Source organism: Chryseobacterium sp. ZHDP1, assembly GCF_018603435.1.
Lineage (GTDB): Bacteria > Bacteroidota > Bacteroidia > Flavobacteriales > Weeksellaceae > Chryseobacterium > Chryseobacterium indicum.
The window spans coordinates 909261-926400 of sequence record NZ_CP075682.1; the positions used below are offsets into that span (position 1 = coordinate 909261).

Annotated in this window: 17 protein-coding genes and 4 tRNA genes; 4 read left to right on the forward strand and 17 right to left on the reverse strand. The window is 35.9% G+C overall.

The window, feature by feature from the left end; translation table 11 throughout:
• Positions 1-5: 5 nt before the first annotated feature.
• Together dacB and pepE are read right to left on the reverse strand one after the other, a co-directional pair.
• Positions 6-1376, reverse strand: a complete 1371-nt coding sequence (dacB, locus tag KKI44_RS04130) for a D-alanyl-D-alanine carboxypeptidase/D-alanyl-D-alanine-endopeptidase (RefSeq protein WP_214589965.1) — start codon at positions 1374-1376, stop codon at positions 6-8.
• A gap of 371 nt (positions 1377-1747) precedes the next feature.
• Complete coding sequence (gene pepE, locus KKI44_RS04135; protein WP_214589966.1) at positions 1748-2440, reverse strand: dipeptidase PepE; 693 nt, start codon at positions 2438-2440, stop codon at positions 1748-1750.
• Positions 2441-2624: 184 nt separating this feature from the next.
• On the opposite strand from pepE, the gene KKI44_RS04140 reads away from it, so the two are divergent.
• Positions 2625-3188, forward strand: a complete 564-nt coding sequence (locus KKI44_RS04140; protein ID WP_214589967.1) for a tetratricopeptide repeat protein — start codon at positions 2625-2627, stop codon at positions 3186-3188.
• A 47-nt stretch (positions 3189-3235) separates the two neighbouring features.
• Here KKI44_RS04140 and KKI44_RS04145 read toward each other — a convergent pair whose 3' ends face one another.
• On the reverse strand, positions 3236-3718 hold the full coding sequence (locus tag KKI44_RS04145; protein ID WP_214589968.1) for a YdeI/OmpD-associated family protein: 483 nt from the start codon (positions 3716-3718) through the stop codon (positions 3236-3238).
• Positions 3719-3951: 233 nt separating this feature from the next.
• On the opposite strand from KKI44_RS04145, the gene fsa reads away from it, so the two are divergent.
• Entirely contained in the window at positions 3952-4605 is a 654-nt protein-coding gene (fsa, locus tag KKI44_RS04150; RefSeq protein ID WP_076389923.1) for a fructose-6-phosphate aldolase, read from the forward strand.
• A gap of 65 nt (positions 4606-4670) precedes the next feature.
• On the opposite strand, the gene KKI44_RS04155 is transcribed toward fsa, so the two are convergent.
• The 9 genes from KKI44_RS04155 to KKI44_RS04195 all read right to left on the reverse strand — a co-directional run bounded on the left by KKI44_RS04155 (position 4671) and on the right by KKI44_RS04195 (position 14420).
• On the reverse strand, positions 4671-5513 hold the full coding sequence (locus KKI44_RS04155) for a GLPGLI family protein (RefSeq protein ID WP_214589969.1): 843 nt from the start codon (positions 5511-5513) through the stop codon (positions 4671-4673).
• A gap of 26 nt (positions 5514-5539) precedes the next feature.
• Positions 5540-6100: a sugar O-acetyltransferase gene (locus KKI44_RS04160; protein ID WP_214589970.1), complete on the reverse strand. Its 561-nt coding sequence runs from the start codon at positions 6098-6100 to the stop codon at positions 5540-5542.
• An 84-nt stretch (positions 6101-6184) separates the two neighbouring features.
• Positions 6185-7087, reverse strand: coding sequence for a GLPGLI family protein (locus tag KKI44_RS04165; protein ID WP_214589971.1), 903 nt, complete (start codon positions 7085-7087; stop codon positions 6185-6187).
• A gap of 70 nt (positions 7088-7157) precedes the next feature.
• Positions 7158-9023, reverse strand: coding sequence for a M56 family metallopeptidase (locus KKI44_RS04170; protein WP_214589972.1), 1866 nt, complete (start codon positions 9021-9023; stop codon positions 7158-7160).
• A 2-nt stretch (positions 9024-9025) separates the two neighbouring features.
• Entirely contained in the window at positions 9026-9391 is a 366-nt protein-coding gene (locus KKI44_RS04175; protein WP_076389915.1) for a BlaI/MecI/CopY family transcriptional regulator, read from the reverse strand.
• A gap of 241 nt (positions 9392-9632) precedes the next feature.
• Positions 9633-10805: an ABC transporter permease gene (locus tag KKI44_RS04180; RefSeq protein WP_214589973.1), complete on the reverse strand. Its 1173-nt coding sequence runs from the start codon at positions 10803-10805 to the stop codon at positions 9633-9635.
• Positions 10802-11968 (reverse strand): ABC transporter permease, encoded by a 1167-nt coding sequence (locus KKI44_RS04185; RefSeq protein WP_214589974.1) that lies wholly within the window; start codon positions 11966-11968, stop codon positions 10802-10804. The genes KKI44_RS04180 and KKI44_RS04185 overlap by 4 nt, the downstream gene beginning before the upstream one ends.
• A 23-nt stretch (positions 11969-11991) precedes the next feature.
• Positions 11992-12990, reverse strand: coding sequence for an HlyD family secretion protein (locus KKI44_RS04190; RefSeq protein WP_185204742.1), 999 nt, complete (start codon positions 12988-12990; stop codon positions 11992-11994).
• 5 nt (positions 12991-12995) lie between these two features.
• Positions 12996-14420 carry a TolC family protein gene (locus tag KKI44_RS04195; RefSeq protein WP_214589975.1) on the reverse strand — a complete coding sequence of 475 codons (1425 nt, stop codon included), beginning with the start codon at positions 14418-14420 and terminating at the stop codon, positions 12996-12998.
• Positions 14421-14652: 232 nt separating this feature from the next.
• On the opposite strand from KKI44_RS04195, the gene KKI44_RS04200 reads away from it, so the two are divergent.
• Together KKI44_RS04200 and KKI44_RS04205 are read left to right on the forward strand one after the other, a co-directional pair.
• Positions 14653-15234 carry a hypothetical protein gene (locus tag KKI44_RS04200; RefSeq protein WP_214589976.1) on the forward strand — a complete coding sequence of 194 codons (582 nt, stop codon included), beginning with the start codon at positions 14653-14655 and terminating at the stop codon, positions 15232-15234.
• 723 nt (positions 15235-15957) lie between these two features.
• Complete coding sequence (locus KKI44_RS04205) at positions 15958-16164, forward strand: DUF2945 domain-containing protein (RefSeq protein ID WP_214589977.1); 207 nt, start codon at positions 15958-15960, stop codon at positions 16162-16164.
• Positions 16165-16206: 42 nt separating this feature from the next.
• Here the strand turns inward: KKI44_RS04205 and KKI44_RS04210 are convergent, their stop codons facing one another.
• The 5 genes from KKI44_RS04210 to KKI44_RS04230 form a co-directional block, all read right to left on the reverse strand.
• Positions 16207-16617 carry a hypothetical protein gene (locus tag KKI44_RS04210; protein ID WP_214589978.1) on the reverse strand — a complete coding sequence of 137 codons (411 nt, stop codon included), beginning with the start codon at positions 16615-16617 and terminating at the stop codon, positions 16207-16209.
• Between the two features lie 116 nt (positions 16618-16733).
• Positions 16734-16806, reverse strand: a tRNA-Met gene (locus tag KKI44_RS04215).
• Between the two features lie 36 nt (positions 16807-16842).
• Positions 16843-16915: transfer RNA gene (locus KKI44_RS04220), tRNA-Met, on the reverse strand.
• Positions 16916-16951: 36 nt separating this feature from the next.
• Positions 16952-17024, reverse strand: a tRNA-Met gene (locus KKI44_RS04225).
• A 40-nt stretch (positions 17025-17064) separates the two neighbouring features.
• Positions 17065-17137: transfer RNA gene (locus KKI44_RS04230), tRNA-Met, on the reverse strand.
• Positions 17138-17140 lie beyond the last annotated feature (3 nt).

A 17140-nucleotide genomic window follows, 5' to 3' on the forward strand; every position in this document is an offset into this window, starting at 1 on the left:
CAAATTTATTTTAAAACATTCAGGATTTTCTGCAGTTCTGTGCTTCCGTTTCCTTCATAATTGTTGATGATAATGGAGAAAACATATTTTTTTCCGTCTTTTGAGGTGTGGTATCCTGCGTAAGATTTGGTATCGCTCATCGTTCCGCTTTTCATTTTCATACCGTTATCGTGCGTTGGAAAACCATCATAATAAGATTCAAACCAAGGCTGTTTTCTGGCGTACAGCAAAGCCTGAACTTCTGCTTTTGCGGCAACATAATTTTGCGGAGAAAGTCCGCTTCCGTCTGCAAAATTAATCATATTCGGGTTGATTCCCTTTGATTTCCAGAATTCTTTTAAATAAGCCACTCCGCTTTTAAAACTTGGATCGCCTTTTTTCTCTTTTCCTAACGTTTTTATTAAAGTTTCTCCATAAAAATTAATGCTTTTTCTCAGAAACCAGTAAATAATTTTATCCAAAGTCGGCGATTCGTAGGTAAGAATAATATTATTTTTTGGAGCCTGCAATGCCTTTTTCCCTTCAATTTCCAGTTGGGAATTGGTAACCACTTTCCCCGAAAAATCAATTCCCGAATCTTTTAGCCATTGCTTCACTTCTGCTCCAAGCTGCAAAGGCGGATTGGGAACCGAACCGGAAACCATAACCGTTTTGGCGGGTAAAGTTCCGTTAATCAGCGCAACGTCAGAATGCGGCGCCGTAAAAATCAGACTCTGATCTGAACTTCCGCCCACTTTAAGATCATTCAGCCAGTTAACTCCTTCAAGCGGATAAGAGAAGCTTTTGAATTCATTTCCGTTGATGTTGATATCGAACTGGTTTTCGCGCCAGTTGATCCCCCAAACTCCGGCTCCATAGTAATTTCCAAGATCATTCCATGGCCATCCTCCCGGAATCGTCTGATGATCAAAGTAAGAATCGTCGATCACAAGATCTCCCGAAATTTTTTTAATCCCGGACTTTTTTATGGCATCAATTAATTTCTGCTTAAAAATTTCGGGTTTATACGCTTCATACCTCCAACTTCCCAATGTGGGATCTCCAGTTGAGCTGATGAAAAGATTTCCGTTCAGGTTTCCACCAGAAATATTTCCGGAATATGATGAAGTAGTCTTATACGTGTAGTTCTTTCCTAAAATCTCCAAAGCTGCTCCGGCAGTAAATATTTTCTGCGTAGAAGCTGTGGAAAGTCCTTTATTTCCCTGATATTCATAAATAAAATTTCCGTTTTCATCGGAAACATAAAATGATAAGTTAGACGAAATTGCCCCTGAAGAATTCATCAGGTTTTTGGTTGCTTCATCCAGTTTCTGAGTAATATTTTGGGCAAAAATAATCTGCGTGGATAATGTAAGAACAGCCAATGTCTTTTTCATTGCGTTTTTTTATAAACTTTTTATTGTCTTTTTAGAAATAAAGAATCTGCTTTATTTTTTCAGCATATTTTTAAGTCTGTCTAAACTTTTATTTAACCGCAAAAGCCACAAAAGATGAACTAAACTTTTATTTAAAGCTGATCATTATAAATGAAAAAGCTCAACATAGTTTTTTAAAATCTTTGATTTTTATTCTTTTGATCGCTTAATTGATATGCTTCGACAAGCTCAGCATGACACTGCTACAAATAAACTGTTGATATAAAACCGTTAGTATTATAAATATCATGCTAAACCTGCGAAACATCTGATTTCATTTACATATGAATTCAAAATCAAATTCTTCAATTCAAATATAATTAAAATAAAATTTACAGTTCAGTTCCGGATTCGATTTCATAAGGTTCCTTCCCTTTTTCGAAGATTCTCGTGAGTTCGGTTCCCTCAACGGTAATTTTATCGCCCATTCTTCTGATCCAGTTTCCTTCACGAAGTCCGACAACTTTTAGGTCATTCTGCGTTAAAAATTCTTTAATTCTGGTTTCTCTCGTTTCGCCATTATGTTTAAGTTCAGGATTCGGATCGAGATAATGCGGATTGATATTGAACGGAACCAGCCCTATACAATCAAAACTTGGAGGATATACAATCGGCATATCGTTCGTTGTTTTCATATTCTGTCCGCCGATATTGCTTCCTGCGCTGCATCCCAGATAAGGTTTTCCGCCTTCAACATTTTCTTTCAAAACATTCATCAAGCCTTCTTCATGTAAAGTTTTTACTAGTAAAAAAGTATTTCCGCCTCCTGTAAAAAATGCTTTCGCGCTGTTTATGGCTTGTGTTTTATCCTCAAATTCGTGAAGACCTTTCACTTTAATATTTATGGTTTCAAAAAAAGAACGTGCTTTTGCTGTATAATCGTCATGAGAAATTCCGCCCGGTCTTGCGAAAGGCACGAAAATGATTTCTTCGATTCCTTCATATAATTTGATTAATTCTTCTCTCAGATATTCCAGATATGCTCCACCAAAGAGTGTGGAAGTTGATGCCAAAATGATATTCATAACGAATGATTTGTCTTATGATCGTTGTGTTACAAAGATAACCGAATCTACAGCGAATCAAAAATAATGATAAAAAAACATAGAATCCCGTTAATATTTTCCAAAAAAGTTTAAAGGTTCTAAAATTTAGACGTTTATGGAATTATAATTGAACTTTAGTTATCAACTTGAAAAATGTAAGATTATGAAAATGATTAAAAGTAATATCCAAAACCTGTTTTTAGGTTTGATGTTTATAGGAACCGCAAGTTTTGTAAATGCACAGACGACACAGACAGACAGTACAACTGCTGCAAAAACAACCACAACAACCGCTCAGTCGACAGGAAATCCGACGATTGACGGTCTAAAAAAACAGATCGAAGCCAACCCGAAAGATACCGAAGCTTTGGCAAAATTAGCAGGAGCGTATCAGGAAGCTTCAGACTGGACAAATGCAATTGATACATGGAAAAAGATTTCGGCTTTAGTACCGGATTGGGCACCATCTTATTATAGTCAGGCTTATGCCTATCAGTCTGCAAAAGATGATGCCAATGCAAAACTGGCTTATGAAAAGTATATTGCAACGGTAAAGCCTGAAGAGGTGGAACAGAATAAGAAAAATCTGGCATATGCCTATTTTTATGTAGCATTCTCCGAACAGCAGAGCAATCCCGATAAAGCAAAGGAGCATATTGCTAAATCCTTACAGTACGATCCTACCAATCAGGATGCTGTAAAGTTAAGCAAAGCTTTAAATTCATAGTTGTGAAAGATCCGAAGAAAATTTCTTCGGATCTTTTTTATTTTTGGTTAAATTTTCCTGCCGAAAAAGTCTGATTCTCCTTTCAGATGCTGAATGATTTTCTGAATATTTCTCTGAATACTCTTTTCAGTTTTTAGATGATTGATATATTTTATCAGCTCTGATTTTCTTGAAGGAGTTAAATTTTCAAAGTTTCTTAAAGCAACAGAATTTTCGTTGATGGCTTTCTCCAAGTCAGGATGCATAGAAATTTTTCTCTCGGAATTATCATATTCAATAAAAATATCAACTGTTTCACCAATTCTTTTAGGTGAATCTTTCAGCATAATCATATTAATATAAAGACGCCACTCTCCTTTGTATTTCATTAAATTCTGCTTAAATTCTTTGCCGTTGACCGTACCTTTTATGGGAATCGGACTTTTATTTTTGTCTGAATTTTCAAATACGGCGGCAAGAATTTCTTCAGGAAGAAAAACAAAAGGATTAATTCCGATAATTTCGAGTTTTGTGGTGAAATGGTTTTTCATTACTACTTTATTGTTAACTAAATTAGTGATTATTTTAAAACTGTAAATCTTTAACCACCCCGTCAAAAATTCTTTGAATTTTTGACACCCCTCCGAAAGAGGGGAATTGTATTTCTCTATTATTTAACTTTTGTTTTAACAGAAACTCTTCCTGAATGCGGAATCTCATCTTTAATTAATTTTCCACTCAAAAAGGAATGATTATCTTTGTAAAAAATAAATCTGTAAAACAAATGAAATTTTTTATTGACACTGCTAATTTAGAGCAAATAAAAGAAGCCAAAGATCTTGGAATTCTTGATGGGGTAACAACCAACCCGTCTTTAATGGCAAAAGAAGGAATTCAGGGAGCTGAAGCGATTAAAAATCATTACAAAGCCATCTGCGAAATTGTAGACGGAGATATTTCTGCGGAAGTTCTTTCTACAACGTATGAAGAAATGATTAAAGAAGGGGACGAATTGGCAGCAATCCATCCGAATATCGTGGTGAAAATCCCAATGATCAAAGACGGAATTAAAGCATTAAAATATTTTTCAGATAAAGGGATCAAAACGAACTGTACGCTGATTTTCTCTCCGGGACAGGCTCTTTTGGCTGCAAAAGCGGGTGCAACTTATGTTTCTCCTTTCCTGGGAAGACTGGATGATATTTCAACTGACGGATTAAATTTAATCCAGGAAATCAGATTGATTTTTGATAATTATATGTATGAAACTGAAATTTTAGCAGCTTCTATCCGTCATTCGATGCACATTATCGACTGTGCTAAAATCGGGGCAGATGTGATTACTTCACCGCTTCCTCCGATCTTGAGTTTACTGAAACATCCTTTAACAGACAGCGGATTGGCTCAGTTTGTTGCGGATTCTCAGAAATTATCTTAACAATATATCTTTTTATATTTTAGAATAAATTACGGCGCGGAAACTTCGTTTCCGCGCCGTAATTATTATTTCAGTAAATCCAGTTCCAGAAGATTATTGTCTTTTGCATTATCTTCTTTTACCTTTCTCTCACGCTGACGAATCATGTCTTCCACATCCAGCTTATTTCCTTTTTCGTCGGTCATCATGATTTTTGTTCCGCTGGAAAGCATCTGCCGTATTCCTTTTGTCGGATTAATCCGGTAATCTAGAAACTGTTTTTTATATTTCTCCTGATTTAAAGGAACCAATGCTCCGAATCTATGATTTTCTTCTTGACTTTTCCATTCCCGATCTTTTAAATCTATAATTTCCTTTAAAACATAAGAATGAGAGTTCGTTTGATCTTCCAGCTTTACAATTAATCCCGGTAATCCATGAAATTTATACGGCCCGTCCTGAATCGGAATTTCGGCAACAAACCAAGCCGTCCATTTTCTTCCGGCGAAATCCGTGGTTGCTTTTTGTGCATTAAATTCACCTACTTTTTGTTTTTCAGGTAAAATTTTCCAGTCTATTTTCCTGTCATCGGAAACTTTGTACTCATCCATATCCAAACGATTGAAAAACAAAATTTTATAGTCAGGATAAGATTTTTGAACAACATAAGGAACCATTCCGAACTTAATTTTAGAAAAATCTCCGTTCTGATGTTTCGATTGAGCTTCGATCAACGAATCTGAAATATATTTATCTCTGCTGTAAAATTTCGAACCTTTCTTAGAAACATCAAGATATATCGATTCTGTGATTGATACATCTTTTTTTGTAGAATCTGAAACAAATCTGTACTCATAAACAAAACGTTTGTTTTGGGCATTAAACAACATTCCCAATAGCAACGCAAACGCAATAATGATCTTCTTCATTAATATTTTTTATTTAGTTTAAATTTTTAATTCATAATATTTTTCACCACTTTACAAGGATTTCCCACTGCAACCACATTGTCCGGAATGTCTTTGTTTACGACACTTCCCGCTCCGATCACCGAGTTGTTTCCGATAGAAATTCCGGGAAGAACCACTACATTTCCTCCGAACCATACGTTATCTCCTACTGTAATGGGATGAGCAGATTCAAGACCTTCGTTTCTTTGTTTAAAATCTATGGGATGATTTGCGGTGTAAAAACTACAGTTGGGACCGATAAAAACATGATCTCCGAAAGTTACTTTCGCACAATCCAGAATTACCAGATTATGATTCGAATAGAAATTCTCTCCCACTTCAATATTATATCCGTAATCGCACCAGAAACTGGGTTCTATGCAGATATTCTGTTTTGTTTTGCCTAAAATCTTTCTCAGCAGTGCCGCTCTTCCTTCAGCATCAGAATTTTTCAGAAGGTTGTATTCCTGACAAAGATCTTTTACTTTAATTCTTTCTTCAATAAGTTCCTGGTCGTAATTGGCATTATACAAAAGTCCTTTCGCACATTTTTCCTTTTCCGTCATATTTTATGATTTGCAGTTCTAAAGATAACAAAAACAAAACAGGGCAAAAATTACTTTCGCCCTGTTTAAGAAATATTTAACCTATTATTTTACAAGATCCGGCTCAATAGGATTGTTATTTTTTGCCAGAGATTCTTTTGTTCTCTTTTCCATTTCCCTGAAAACCTGATTAGGATCTGAAATTTCTTTTCCGTCTGAAGTTTTTACTTTAAAAGTCATCTTAGAGTTATCGGTATTTCTCATCATCATTTCCCTCATGTTTTTAGCAGGATCATTTACATAATCTTTCCACGCTTTTCTGAACTGATCTTCCGTTACTTCAAGCTCTTTTCCGCCCATTCCGAAAACCCTGATGTTTTGCGGAAGTTCCGGTTCTTTTTCTGAAGCAGCAGCTTGGGTAACCTTTTTATTTCCGACCAAAGTCATGATGTGGGAACCTGTAGTATCTTCAATTTTAACAATCAGTCCCGGTAAACCGTAGAATTTATAAGGTCCGTCCTGAAAAGGAATATCCGTAGAAAACCACGCAATCCATTCTCTTCCGCCAAAGCTTGTGGTTGCTTTCTGCGTATTGTATTCCCCGATTTTCTGCTTGTCGGATAAAATTTTCCATTCTGGTTTCTGATCTTCTCTGATTTTATACTGATCCGAAGAAACACTTCTAAAAAGATATGTTTTAAAATCGGGATAACTTTTGGTTACTTTGAATGAAACCTGTCCCGGATTTTCTCTTCTGTTAACACTGATATTTCCGGAAAATGATTTGATCTGCTTCTCCAATTCTGCTCTGGAAGTGGAATCGGCGACAAATTTTGTTCTGCTGTAATAATTCGAACCGTTTTTATCAATATCAAGGTACATCATTTCGCTTTTCACGTCTTCCTTATTATTGGAATCGGGAATGAATTTGTAATCATAGAAAAAACGGTTGATCTGTGCATTGGCAAGAATTCCCGCCAATAAAAAGAGGAGTAATTTATATTTCATAAGCTGCATTTTTAAAAAGACTCTGCTATTATTTAGCTTTGAAATAATCAGCAGAGTTTAAAAAACTTGATTATTTAGTCTGAATTCGGATTTCGCCCTGCATTTTTCCGTCTATGTTTCTTTTGTTTACATCCATTCTTTTAATGGTTTTAGAATCCAGAGCCTGCATTTCTTCATTGGTAGATTCTTTTCCGTTAATATAGATCTTCATATCTCCCGCTCCGTTTAGATTTTTGATGCCCGAAGCAACAACAGATTGATTTTTATTATCGATTTTAATATTGTCTGCATGGATTCTGAACACTTTTTCATCCGGGAAACCTCTGAAAGTATTGCCATAAATGTACACTTTTCTGTTTCCGTCCAATGCTCTTCGTTCTGCTTCCAGTTTAGCTCTTTCGCCCTCTAATTTGGCTCTTTTTTCTTCCAGTTTGGCTCTTTCTTTCTCAAGTTTCGCTCTTTTTTTAGCCATTGCCGCAGATTCTTTTACTTTTGGTTCGGAAAAATTGAAGCTGTTTTCAGATTCCGGCGACCATTTCATATCTCTGGAATCACGGAAAGAATATACTTTTACTTTTGGTGCGTTTGGCGCTTTCGGTGCATTGGGCGGACTTGGAGGAGCATCCGGAAAATCAAAATTCATTTCTGGAATATCAGGAATTTCAATATTAAGTTCTTCCAGATCTTTCATTTGATCTTTCCATTCTTTGGATTTAAAATAATCGTTGATATTAACATCTTTTCCGTCCATTCGGATCACCATTGCCGATTTCAGAAAATCTTTTGAGCTTGCAATTTTTCCGATTTCTCCGGATAGTTTTCCGATTTCTTCGAGATTTTTGTTGTACTCGTCACTTTCAGGTTTTAAACTTTTCAGATTCTGGCTTTTTTCCTGAATCTTTTTGCTTAAATCTGCTATTTTTTTGTCGTCTTCAGATTTTTTATACACTTTTGGACTTACGACAACATGATCTTTTGAATCTGGAGTAATGGTATCTTTTTTAATAACAATTTTATCTCCTTTTTTAATCTGAGAAACGGCTTTCTCAATTTCTATATTCGTTGCTTTAATTTCTTGGTTTTTGGCATTTACCAAATAAGCAAACGCAACAGAAAATACTACCGGCAATGCAAAAATTCTACGCGCATACCCGAATTTGGTTTTAGGTTTTTGTAACATTTTTAATCGTTTTTTGAGATTTGAACTAAGAAACGGACTGGTTGCAGGCAACTGGTTTCCGGAAAAGTGGCTTGCTAAAAGCATCTGCGCAAATGCTTTCGTGTCCGATTGTTTTACGGCTTTTTTATCAGCCAGATATTCGTGAATTAAACTAATTTCTTTTTTGATGAGATGAAAAAAAGGATTGAACCAGAAAACAGAGGTAATAATCTCAATAAAAATTTTATCGAAGGAGTGTTTCTGTTCAATATGCACCATTTCGTGCTTTAAAATCTGTTTTCCGAGATCAGAATTCAGCGTGATGGAATTCTTCCAGAAAAGATTTTTAAAGTAAGAAAAAGGAGCTTCGGATAAGTTTGTATGGTAAAAATTAATCCCATCGAAACTTTCTTTCTGAAACTGACTTTTAAGCTTTTGGATTCTGAAAATCCCGTAGACGAATCTTCCTAAAAAATAGAAAGAAACAAGTCCCAAAGCCGAAAAAATAATTCTAAAATAAATGTAATCATTGTTTGAGTTTTTAATGGTATTAAAATTCTGTACCTGATCTATCAACTTATACAAGTCACTGCTTACTTCAATGGTAAAGTCTTCAACCTTTATTAAAGGAAGCAATAACGATATGAGCATCGCAGACAAAAGATAAAATCTGTTGTAGTGATGAAACGTCTTGTCTTTTAAAGACAACTGATAATACAGAAACGTTACACCGGAACATAAAATAACTTTTCCGAAATAGAGAAGTACAGTTTCCATGGTTAGTTTTTCTTTTTAAGTTCGTTTAACAGCATCTCAAGATCTTCCACCGTCATTTCATTTTTTTCGACCAGAAAAGAAACGGCACTTTTGTAAGATCCTTTGAAATAATTTTTTACCAGACTTTTAATGGTTTTTCCGGAATACTGCTCCTTGGAAACCAACGGAAAATATTCATGCTGTCTTCCGTATACATTATAGTCTACAAATTCTTTTTCTTTCAGCACTTTTAAAATGGTAGAAACGGTATTGGTGTGAGGCTTCGGTTCAGGGAAAAGATCAAGAACGTCTTTCAGAAATCCTTTTTCCAGTTTCCATAAATACTGCATCACCTGTTCTTCTGCTTTTGTTAAAGTCTGAATTTTCATATCCTTTTCATTTTTATCATTAAACGTGACATAAAAATATTCACGAAAATTTTATATCACTAAGAAATTAGTTATACAAATGTAGAAATAAAATCCATCCAAACAACTATTTTTTTAGTGATAAAATATTAAAACACATAAATAACTGATTATCAAATAAATAAATTTTATTAAAATTTGTTAAAAAAATTTTGGTAGGATTATTTGCTTGGTTTTAAAGATCCGTTGATCTCCAAAAAGATTACTTCTGATTTTTATTTTCTGTTATTGATGAACTGACCAAATATTTTATCCTCAGAATCAGAAGACCTTCAAAAATGATCCATAAAATAATAAGATGAATGACCGATGGAAGATTATCTGAGAGAGAACCTCCGGATTGTACAATGGAAATAAAAGTCTTTAAAAACGGCGACGTGGGCAAAGCATCAGACAAAAACTGAACAAATTTCGGCAGCGCCTGATACGGCATTGAATATCCCGTAATCAGAAATATCGGATACGAGGAAAATACAAGAACCTGAAATGCAAACAGTTTCGTCTTAAAAAAACTTCCGATCAGCATTCCGAAAACGATAATTGTAGAAATGAATAACGCAAAAATTACCGCAAGATCAATGGCGTTTCCGCGAATTTCAACCCCGAAAACAGAGAAATTCACTACAGCGAAAAACAATCCGAAAATCATAAAAGCAAAAAAATAAAGGATGCTTTTCCCAAAAATCATTTTAGAAATGCTCTGTTTTGAAATTTCATAAAGATTCAGCAGTTTATTTTCTTCTCTTTCTGAAGTAAAAGCCGCCGCAACACCAATCAGAAGTGTCTGCTGAAGAATAATTGCCAATAGACCGGGCAACAGAAATCCTCCATACGTCATACTTGCGTTGTAAAGCGGACGGTAATCCATATTGATGGGATTAGTCATTTTCATGGATTCATCTTCTCCCATTCCCTTTTTGTTAAAGTACGTTTTCCTCACTCCTGCTCCAACCGTTAAGCATACTTTGGTTGCAGTGCTGAGTAAATCGCTGGAAGGTAAAAAACGGGAAGCATTGAGAACCATATTCACATTTGCCTGTTTCTGCGATAAAATATTTCTCTCGAATCCAGACTGAATATAAAAATACCCCTGAACTTCACCCTGATACATTTTTTCCTGTCCTTCCGCAATATTTGAAGCCGGAACGATTTCAATCATGGAAGTGGAATTGAATTGCTGCGTCAATGTTCTGGAAATGGCGGTTCCATCATCATCAATTAACGCCAGTTTTACCTTTTCTTCACCCTTGTTTAAATAAATACTTCCGTACATGAATGCGTACAGAATCGGAGCGAGAAGCAAAATCAGAAACAGACTCGAATCTTTCGAAACATTCCGAAGCTCTCTTTTAAATATCTCAATAATCTCCTTCATATGCTCTTTTCTTTAAGATAGTTATTAATTTTTTTCTGAAAAAACACAATACTTAAAGGAAATGTTACTCCGGTAAAAATCAGCAGTTTAAAAATCTCAGGCGTTGTATATGATAAGGGAAGCTCCATGAAATAAAGCTTAATAAAACCATCCAGAAAGTGGGTATAAGGCATAATGTCTGCGTAAAACTGATCGTACCACGGCATTGCCCATCGCGGAAATGTAAAACCGCTGAAAACAAAAGCCGGAGATGTAAAAAACAGAGCCACATCGGTTACAAAAAGCAGATTATTGGACATTGCGGAAAGCATCATTCCGATGCCGATGCAGGCTAAAGACATTAAAGTATAGATCAGGAAAAAATTAAAATCGGTCTGCGGTTTTCCCAGTTCAAAAACAGGAAATACAATGTAAGCAACCAATACAAAGAGAATCCATGAAATGCAAAGATGAGCAAGTGTTTTTCCGACTATAATCTGTGAGGAAGAAGCGGAAATTTTTAACAGTTCATCAATCGTATTCCGTTTAAATTCAAGATTTAAAATTAAAACAGAAGCTACGACCAAAGCCATTTGAAGCCCGACTGTAATCAGTCCGGGCGTTAAATACATCTGATAATTAAAGTCCGGATTGTAGAGCGTTGTGGTATTCAGTTTTATCGGCTGAACCAAAGCTGTTGCCTGTTCAGCAGGCATTCCCTGTTTTTCCGCTTTCTGGAGAACTACGGCAAGACCGCCTTTTATAATGACTTCTGCCGCTCCTTTATAAATCATTTTTGCAGGAACCAGATACGCTCCGTTGGTATACAAAGTAATGTTTGACTGATGATTTTTTTTAACATCCGACTCCAGATTTTTAGGAAAATGTACAGCTCCGAAAATCTTGCCTTCCTTCATTAATTTTTCTATTTCTGCATTGCTGGAAACCTTTTCTGTAATATGAATCAGATCGCTGTGATCCATCATATCCGTAAGCTGTCTGGAAACAGAAGACTGATCTTCATCCCAAACTGCCATCGGAAGTTCTTTTGCAAACTGCTTCTGGTAAATTAATCCGTAAAAAAGAAATATTATGGGCGGAATGACCAGTAAAACCACATAGAAATTCGGAATCGAAAAAATCCGTTTCCACTCCCGAATGATAATCTGGCTGATTGTTTTCAAAAAGTTGTTTTTTATGAATTAAATTATTGAAAAATAAGCTGTGCTGTCATTCCTGAACGAAGTCCTTTGATGGAACCTGCGTTTTCCGGTCTTACTTTGATCTGAAACGTTCTGAGTTCAAATTCTCCGTTCTGCTTTTCCGGAACCCAGTCTGCGTAGCCTAAAGCCGGAGCCAGTTCTGCCACTCTTCCCTGAACTTTTTCAGGCGTACAGCCGGGAATTTTCATGGTCACCAGACTTCCTTTATTTATTTTCGTCATCTGATTCTGGCGAAGATTAAATTTCACAAAAAAAGACTGATCTTTCTGAATCGTCATCATCGGATAACCCGCATTTACCATTTCTCCTTTTTTGGCAATTACCGTAGAAATAATTCCGGAAGCGGGTGCTTTTATAGAAGCATTGTCTTTGATCTCCTGCGTAAGTTCATCTGCACTTTTTGCCTGATTTAAAACCGATTGTGCTGAGTTTTTAAGCTCTTCATTGTTTCCTCTTTTCAAAAGCTGAACATTCAGATTGGCGGTTTCCAGTTCTTTCTGGGCTGCTTTGTATTTGAAATAAATTACATCGCGTTCCTGTCCGGAAACTACTCCTTCCGCATACAGATTCTGAAAACGGCTGTACGTTTTAGACATCAGATCCATCTGCTGTTTCGCAATCTGCTGTAAATTCTCGGCTGATTTCAATACTTCCGGTTCTACTCCGCGATTCACTTTATCCAATTGGTTCTGTGCAATTTTCACCGCTTCTGAAACCTGAGACTGTATGCTTTCAATCTCGGAGGTTTTCATCTGTGCAATAATCTGTCCTTCCTTTACATCATCGCCTTCCTTTACCAAAAGCTCCAAAACTCTACCCGGAAGTGAAGCCGAAACGTCCACAAATTCAGCGTCTACCATTCCTATAACCGCATCTTTGCTGCTGCTTTCGGAAGATTTGTTCTGAAGAAGATAAATCAGCGCGATGACCAATACAACAATTGGAATACATACTGCCCAGTAATTTTTTATAAAATTTTTCATCTTGTTTAGGGAATGTAATTGGTAATATTTTCGACGTTTCCTGTAATATAAAAATAGGTTGCCACCACCGTCTGATAAGCCACCAAAGATGTGTAATACAATTTCTCTGCCTCATACTGAAGCTGCAGTGCATCGTTTACATCTTTCACGGAAGAAAGGCTGTTTTCCATTCTTTTTTTCACCATTTCTGTAGTGGTATATGCCTGTTTTCTCGCAAGATCCAAAGTTTCTTTCTGTTCTTTGAAGCTGATGAGCTTGTTTTCAGAAATTCTGACCGCGAGATCCACCGATTTCTGTTTCTGATCTATTAACAGATCTGCCTCTTTCACCAAAGATTCAGAGGCTTGATTTCTGGATCTCCTTTCAGGATCAAAAAGAGTCCACTGAACTTCTACGCCCACTAACCACGGCGGCGTGATTAAAGGAAGATCATTTCTGAAAAACTGGTAATTTCCGATGGCAAAAATATTAGGCTTAGACAGAGATCTTGTGATATCGTTGGTGGTTTGTGCCTCTTTTTTCTTACTCTGCAATAATTTCAGATCTGTATTTTTATCTGAGGAACCAAAACTGGTCACTTCTATATTTTCATTTAATTCTTCGTTAATTTCCAAAGATTCATCAAGAGGAATTCCCATAAGATCTTTTAAAGTCAGTAACGTATTTTCCTTTTCAAGCCGTAAATTTTTAAGAGTAGTTTCGCCCTGAATTTTGGCAATATCTGACCAGTTTTTAAGATAAGGCGGGATAATCTCTGCTTTAAGGAGATTCTGCGCATACTTTTCATTGCTTTCAAGAGCTTCCGCCATTTTCTCCTGCTTTTTGATCATGGAATTAAGATACATGATCTGAATATAGTTCAGAGAAATATTATATGAATTTAGATTCTGAATAGATTCCAGATTGGCTTTCCCGCTTTCCACCTGCTGTTTCGAAAGTTCTCTCGAAGCATTCAGTTTTCCTCCGAGATAAATGGGCTGTCTTACAAGTATTCCGGCAAGAAAATAACTCTGTTTGGTAATGGCAGGATTGTAATTGGGATAGACCGCACTGATGATGTCTTTTGAAGTCTGATAAATAACATTCTGCACCTGTTGTGGAAGCGGATTTCCTGTGATCTGCTGATAAGCCGCATTGGCAGAATAAGCACTCTGACTGGCCGAACCTTCCACAATTCCGTCTTTTACCTGCTGAAGATTTACTCTGATGGGTTCTCCAATGTAGTTATATCCGCCAAGAAAATCGACTTTGGGAAGAATATTGTTTTTGCTCGACTGTGCTATTTTCTGCCTTGTTTCCAAAGACTGTTCTGCCAGTTTTACAGCGACATTATTCTGTTTTCCTTTTTCTATGCATTGCTGCAAAGTAAGCTGCTGGCAGAATAATTTTGTGGTACATAATAAAGTAAAAGCAATAATCTTATGATTCATAGCCTTAAAATGTGATTTTAGTATCGCGTGTTGTTCCCTTAAAGATATTAAAAATATATAAGAATTTGGGGGAATCATTGTAAAAAATGACTTTCATAAAAAGTTTAAAAACATCATTTTAACAATAATGAACCACTTACGTTATAAAATTGTTAATTTTTATTAAATAAATTTAAAATGTATTTGTTTAAACTGAGAAATTATATTTATTTTAGTGCTTTAAAAATTTCTCATGAAAAGATATAATTTATTAATTGTACTATTATTACTTATTTTTAACATTACTACCGCTCAAAAGAAAGGTTCTCCGGCAGCAGATTTCAGCGCAGTAGGCGAAGCTAAAAACAAAATCGAAAATACAGTTCCTTTAGTTATTAAACATTTAAAAGAGGTCAGTGAAAAAGAAAACAATCCGAACATTCTTTCTAACGGCAAAACCGCTCTGGCAAAAGAATACGGAAAGGTAGAGCTTGAATGGAAACTGTACAGAGGAAATATGAACAACTGCATTCTGAACAATTCTTCCAAAAAAGCGAAAAAGTGCATGGAATATCACAATAATATGTTCAGAGGCACTCTGATCAACTATAACAACTACATCACTAATCTTACAAGAAAGAACGGATATCTTGGAGTGGACGGTGATACAAAATTTGAATTTAACCCTTCTGAAATCACCACAAAACTGAGCGAGTCTTTCTTTAACGGAAATAATGCAGCTAACAGAATGCAAGGAAATCAGAAGAAAGATTTTATCGGGCAGACAATGGCTGATGATAATGCTCTTAAGCCTTTCAATCAGCTAGCGCAATAATTTATTTTTTTTAATTAAATGATACGAGATCCTGCTTTTTGAAGCGGGATTTTTTATTTATAAATCTACCAAAGTTTTAGTTTCGGAGGTAAATTTTAATTTAAATACATAAGTCACATGAGTTTTTATTTGATTGGCATTCAACATACAAGAACATGTTAGTTTTGAAAGCTCTGACTTTTATTATTTTGAAAATTTGAAATATTTTAATTTAACACATAAGTCACATTAGTTTTATTTGATCGGCATACAGCATAGAAGAACACATTAGTTTTCTGAAAATCTTTGATTTTCTATTATGCGATAGGAAAACTTTTTATGAGTTCCAGTTTTATTCTAATTATAAATCTGTAGTTCAAAGTTTTAGGTTTGGAGCTAAATTTTAATTTAAATACATAAGTCACATGAGTTTTTATTTGATTGGCATTCAGAATAGAAGAACATATTAGTTTTGAAAACTCTGACTTTTATTCATTTTAAAATTTGAGATATTTTAATTTAACACATAAGTCACATGAGAATTTATTGATCTGAATATAGCGTAGAAGAACACATTAGTTTATGAAAATCTTTGATTTTCTCTTAAGTGATCTTTATTTTTAAATAACTCACAAAACTTATGTGACTTATCTGATTTAAATAAGCGCAGCCAAATCTTCCTCGTATAAACTTTAAAATATGGCATAATAAGTGAATGGTACTTCACAACCAAATCAAAACAAAATGAGCACATTAAAAAAAGGAGACATGGTGAGATGGAATTCCAGCAACGGAGAAACTCACGGAAAGATTACAAAAATTCATAAAAAAGACTTTGTATTCATGGATAAGCAGAGAAGAGCGACAGAGGATGAGCCACAATATGAAGTCATGAGCGAAAAAACAGGAAGATCAGCCGTTCACAAAGCTTCTTCCCTGAAAAAAATGTAAAAAAATGCCACAGTTTTCTGTGGCAAATTTTCGTGGAAAAAATTATTTAATTTTATCGTAAATAAATTTAGTAACAATAGCTCCGAAAAGATAATAAGCCACCGTCATTACTTTCTTTTGGGTAGTTTCAGCAACAGGATTTTCATCCAGACCCATCTTTTGCGGCAGTGTAATGGCTCCGATTCCCATTGCCAATCCTGAAGCGATATTAAAACCTGTTGTGGCAGTAGTTGCATAATACATTCCGTTGCCGATAATATCTCCGGCTAAGGTTGCAGCATACAGCTTATCATGATCTGTAATTTCTGCATCAGCTTTCGCCAAAGTTTTATTTAAAGCTTCTTCTCCCACTTTATTAATTTCGGGGACATTATCAAAATTTTTCCTGATGATTTCGTGCAGAAGGTTTAATGCGATTGCTCCGCCCAAACCTGCGAGAATTTTTTTATACATAATATAATGATTTAAGTGTATCACAATACCTGCACAAATTAAGCCACAAAAGCATTTGCCGGCTCGCATAAATAAAAAAGAGTATCACAAAAATCTGCAATACTCTTTTAAAATAGTAGCGGGAACCGGACTCGAACCGATGACCTTCGGGTTATGAGCCCGACGAGCTACCTACTGCTCCATCCCGCGGTGTATTTTCTGAACGCCACCGAAGCGTTATCTTAGTAGCGGGGACACGACTCGAACGTGCGACCTTCGGGTTATGAGCCCGACGAGCTACCTACTGCTCCACCCCGCGGTGTATTTTTAGAGTGTTACCGAAACACTGTCTTAGTAGCGGGAACCGGACTCGAACCGATGACCTTCGGGTTATGAGCCCGACGAGCTACCTACTGCTCCATCCCGCGGTATATTTTTTAAAAACGTTACCGACAAACGTTTACTTAGTAGCGGGAACCGGACTCGAACCGATGACCTTCGGGTTATGAGCCCGACGAGCTACCTACTGCTCCATCCCGCGATA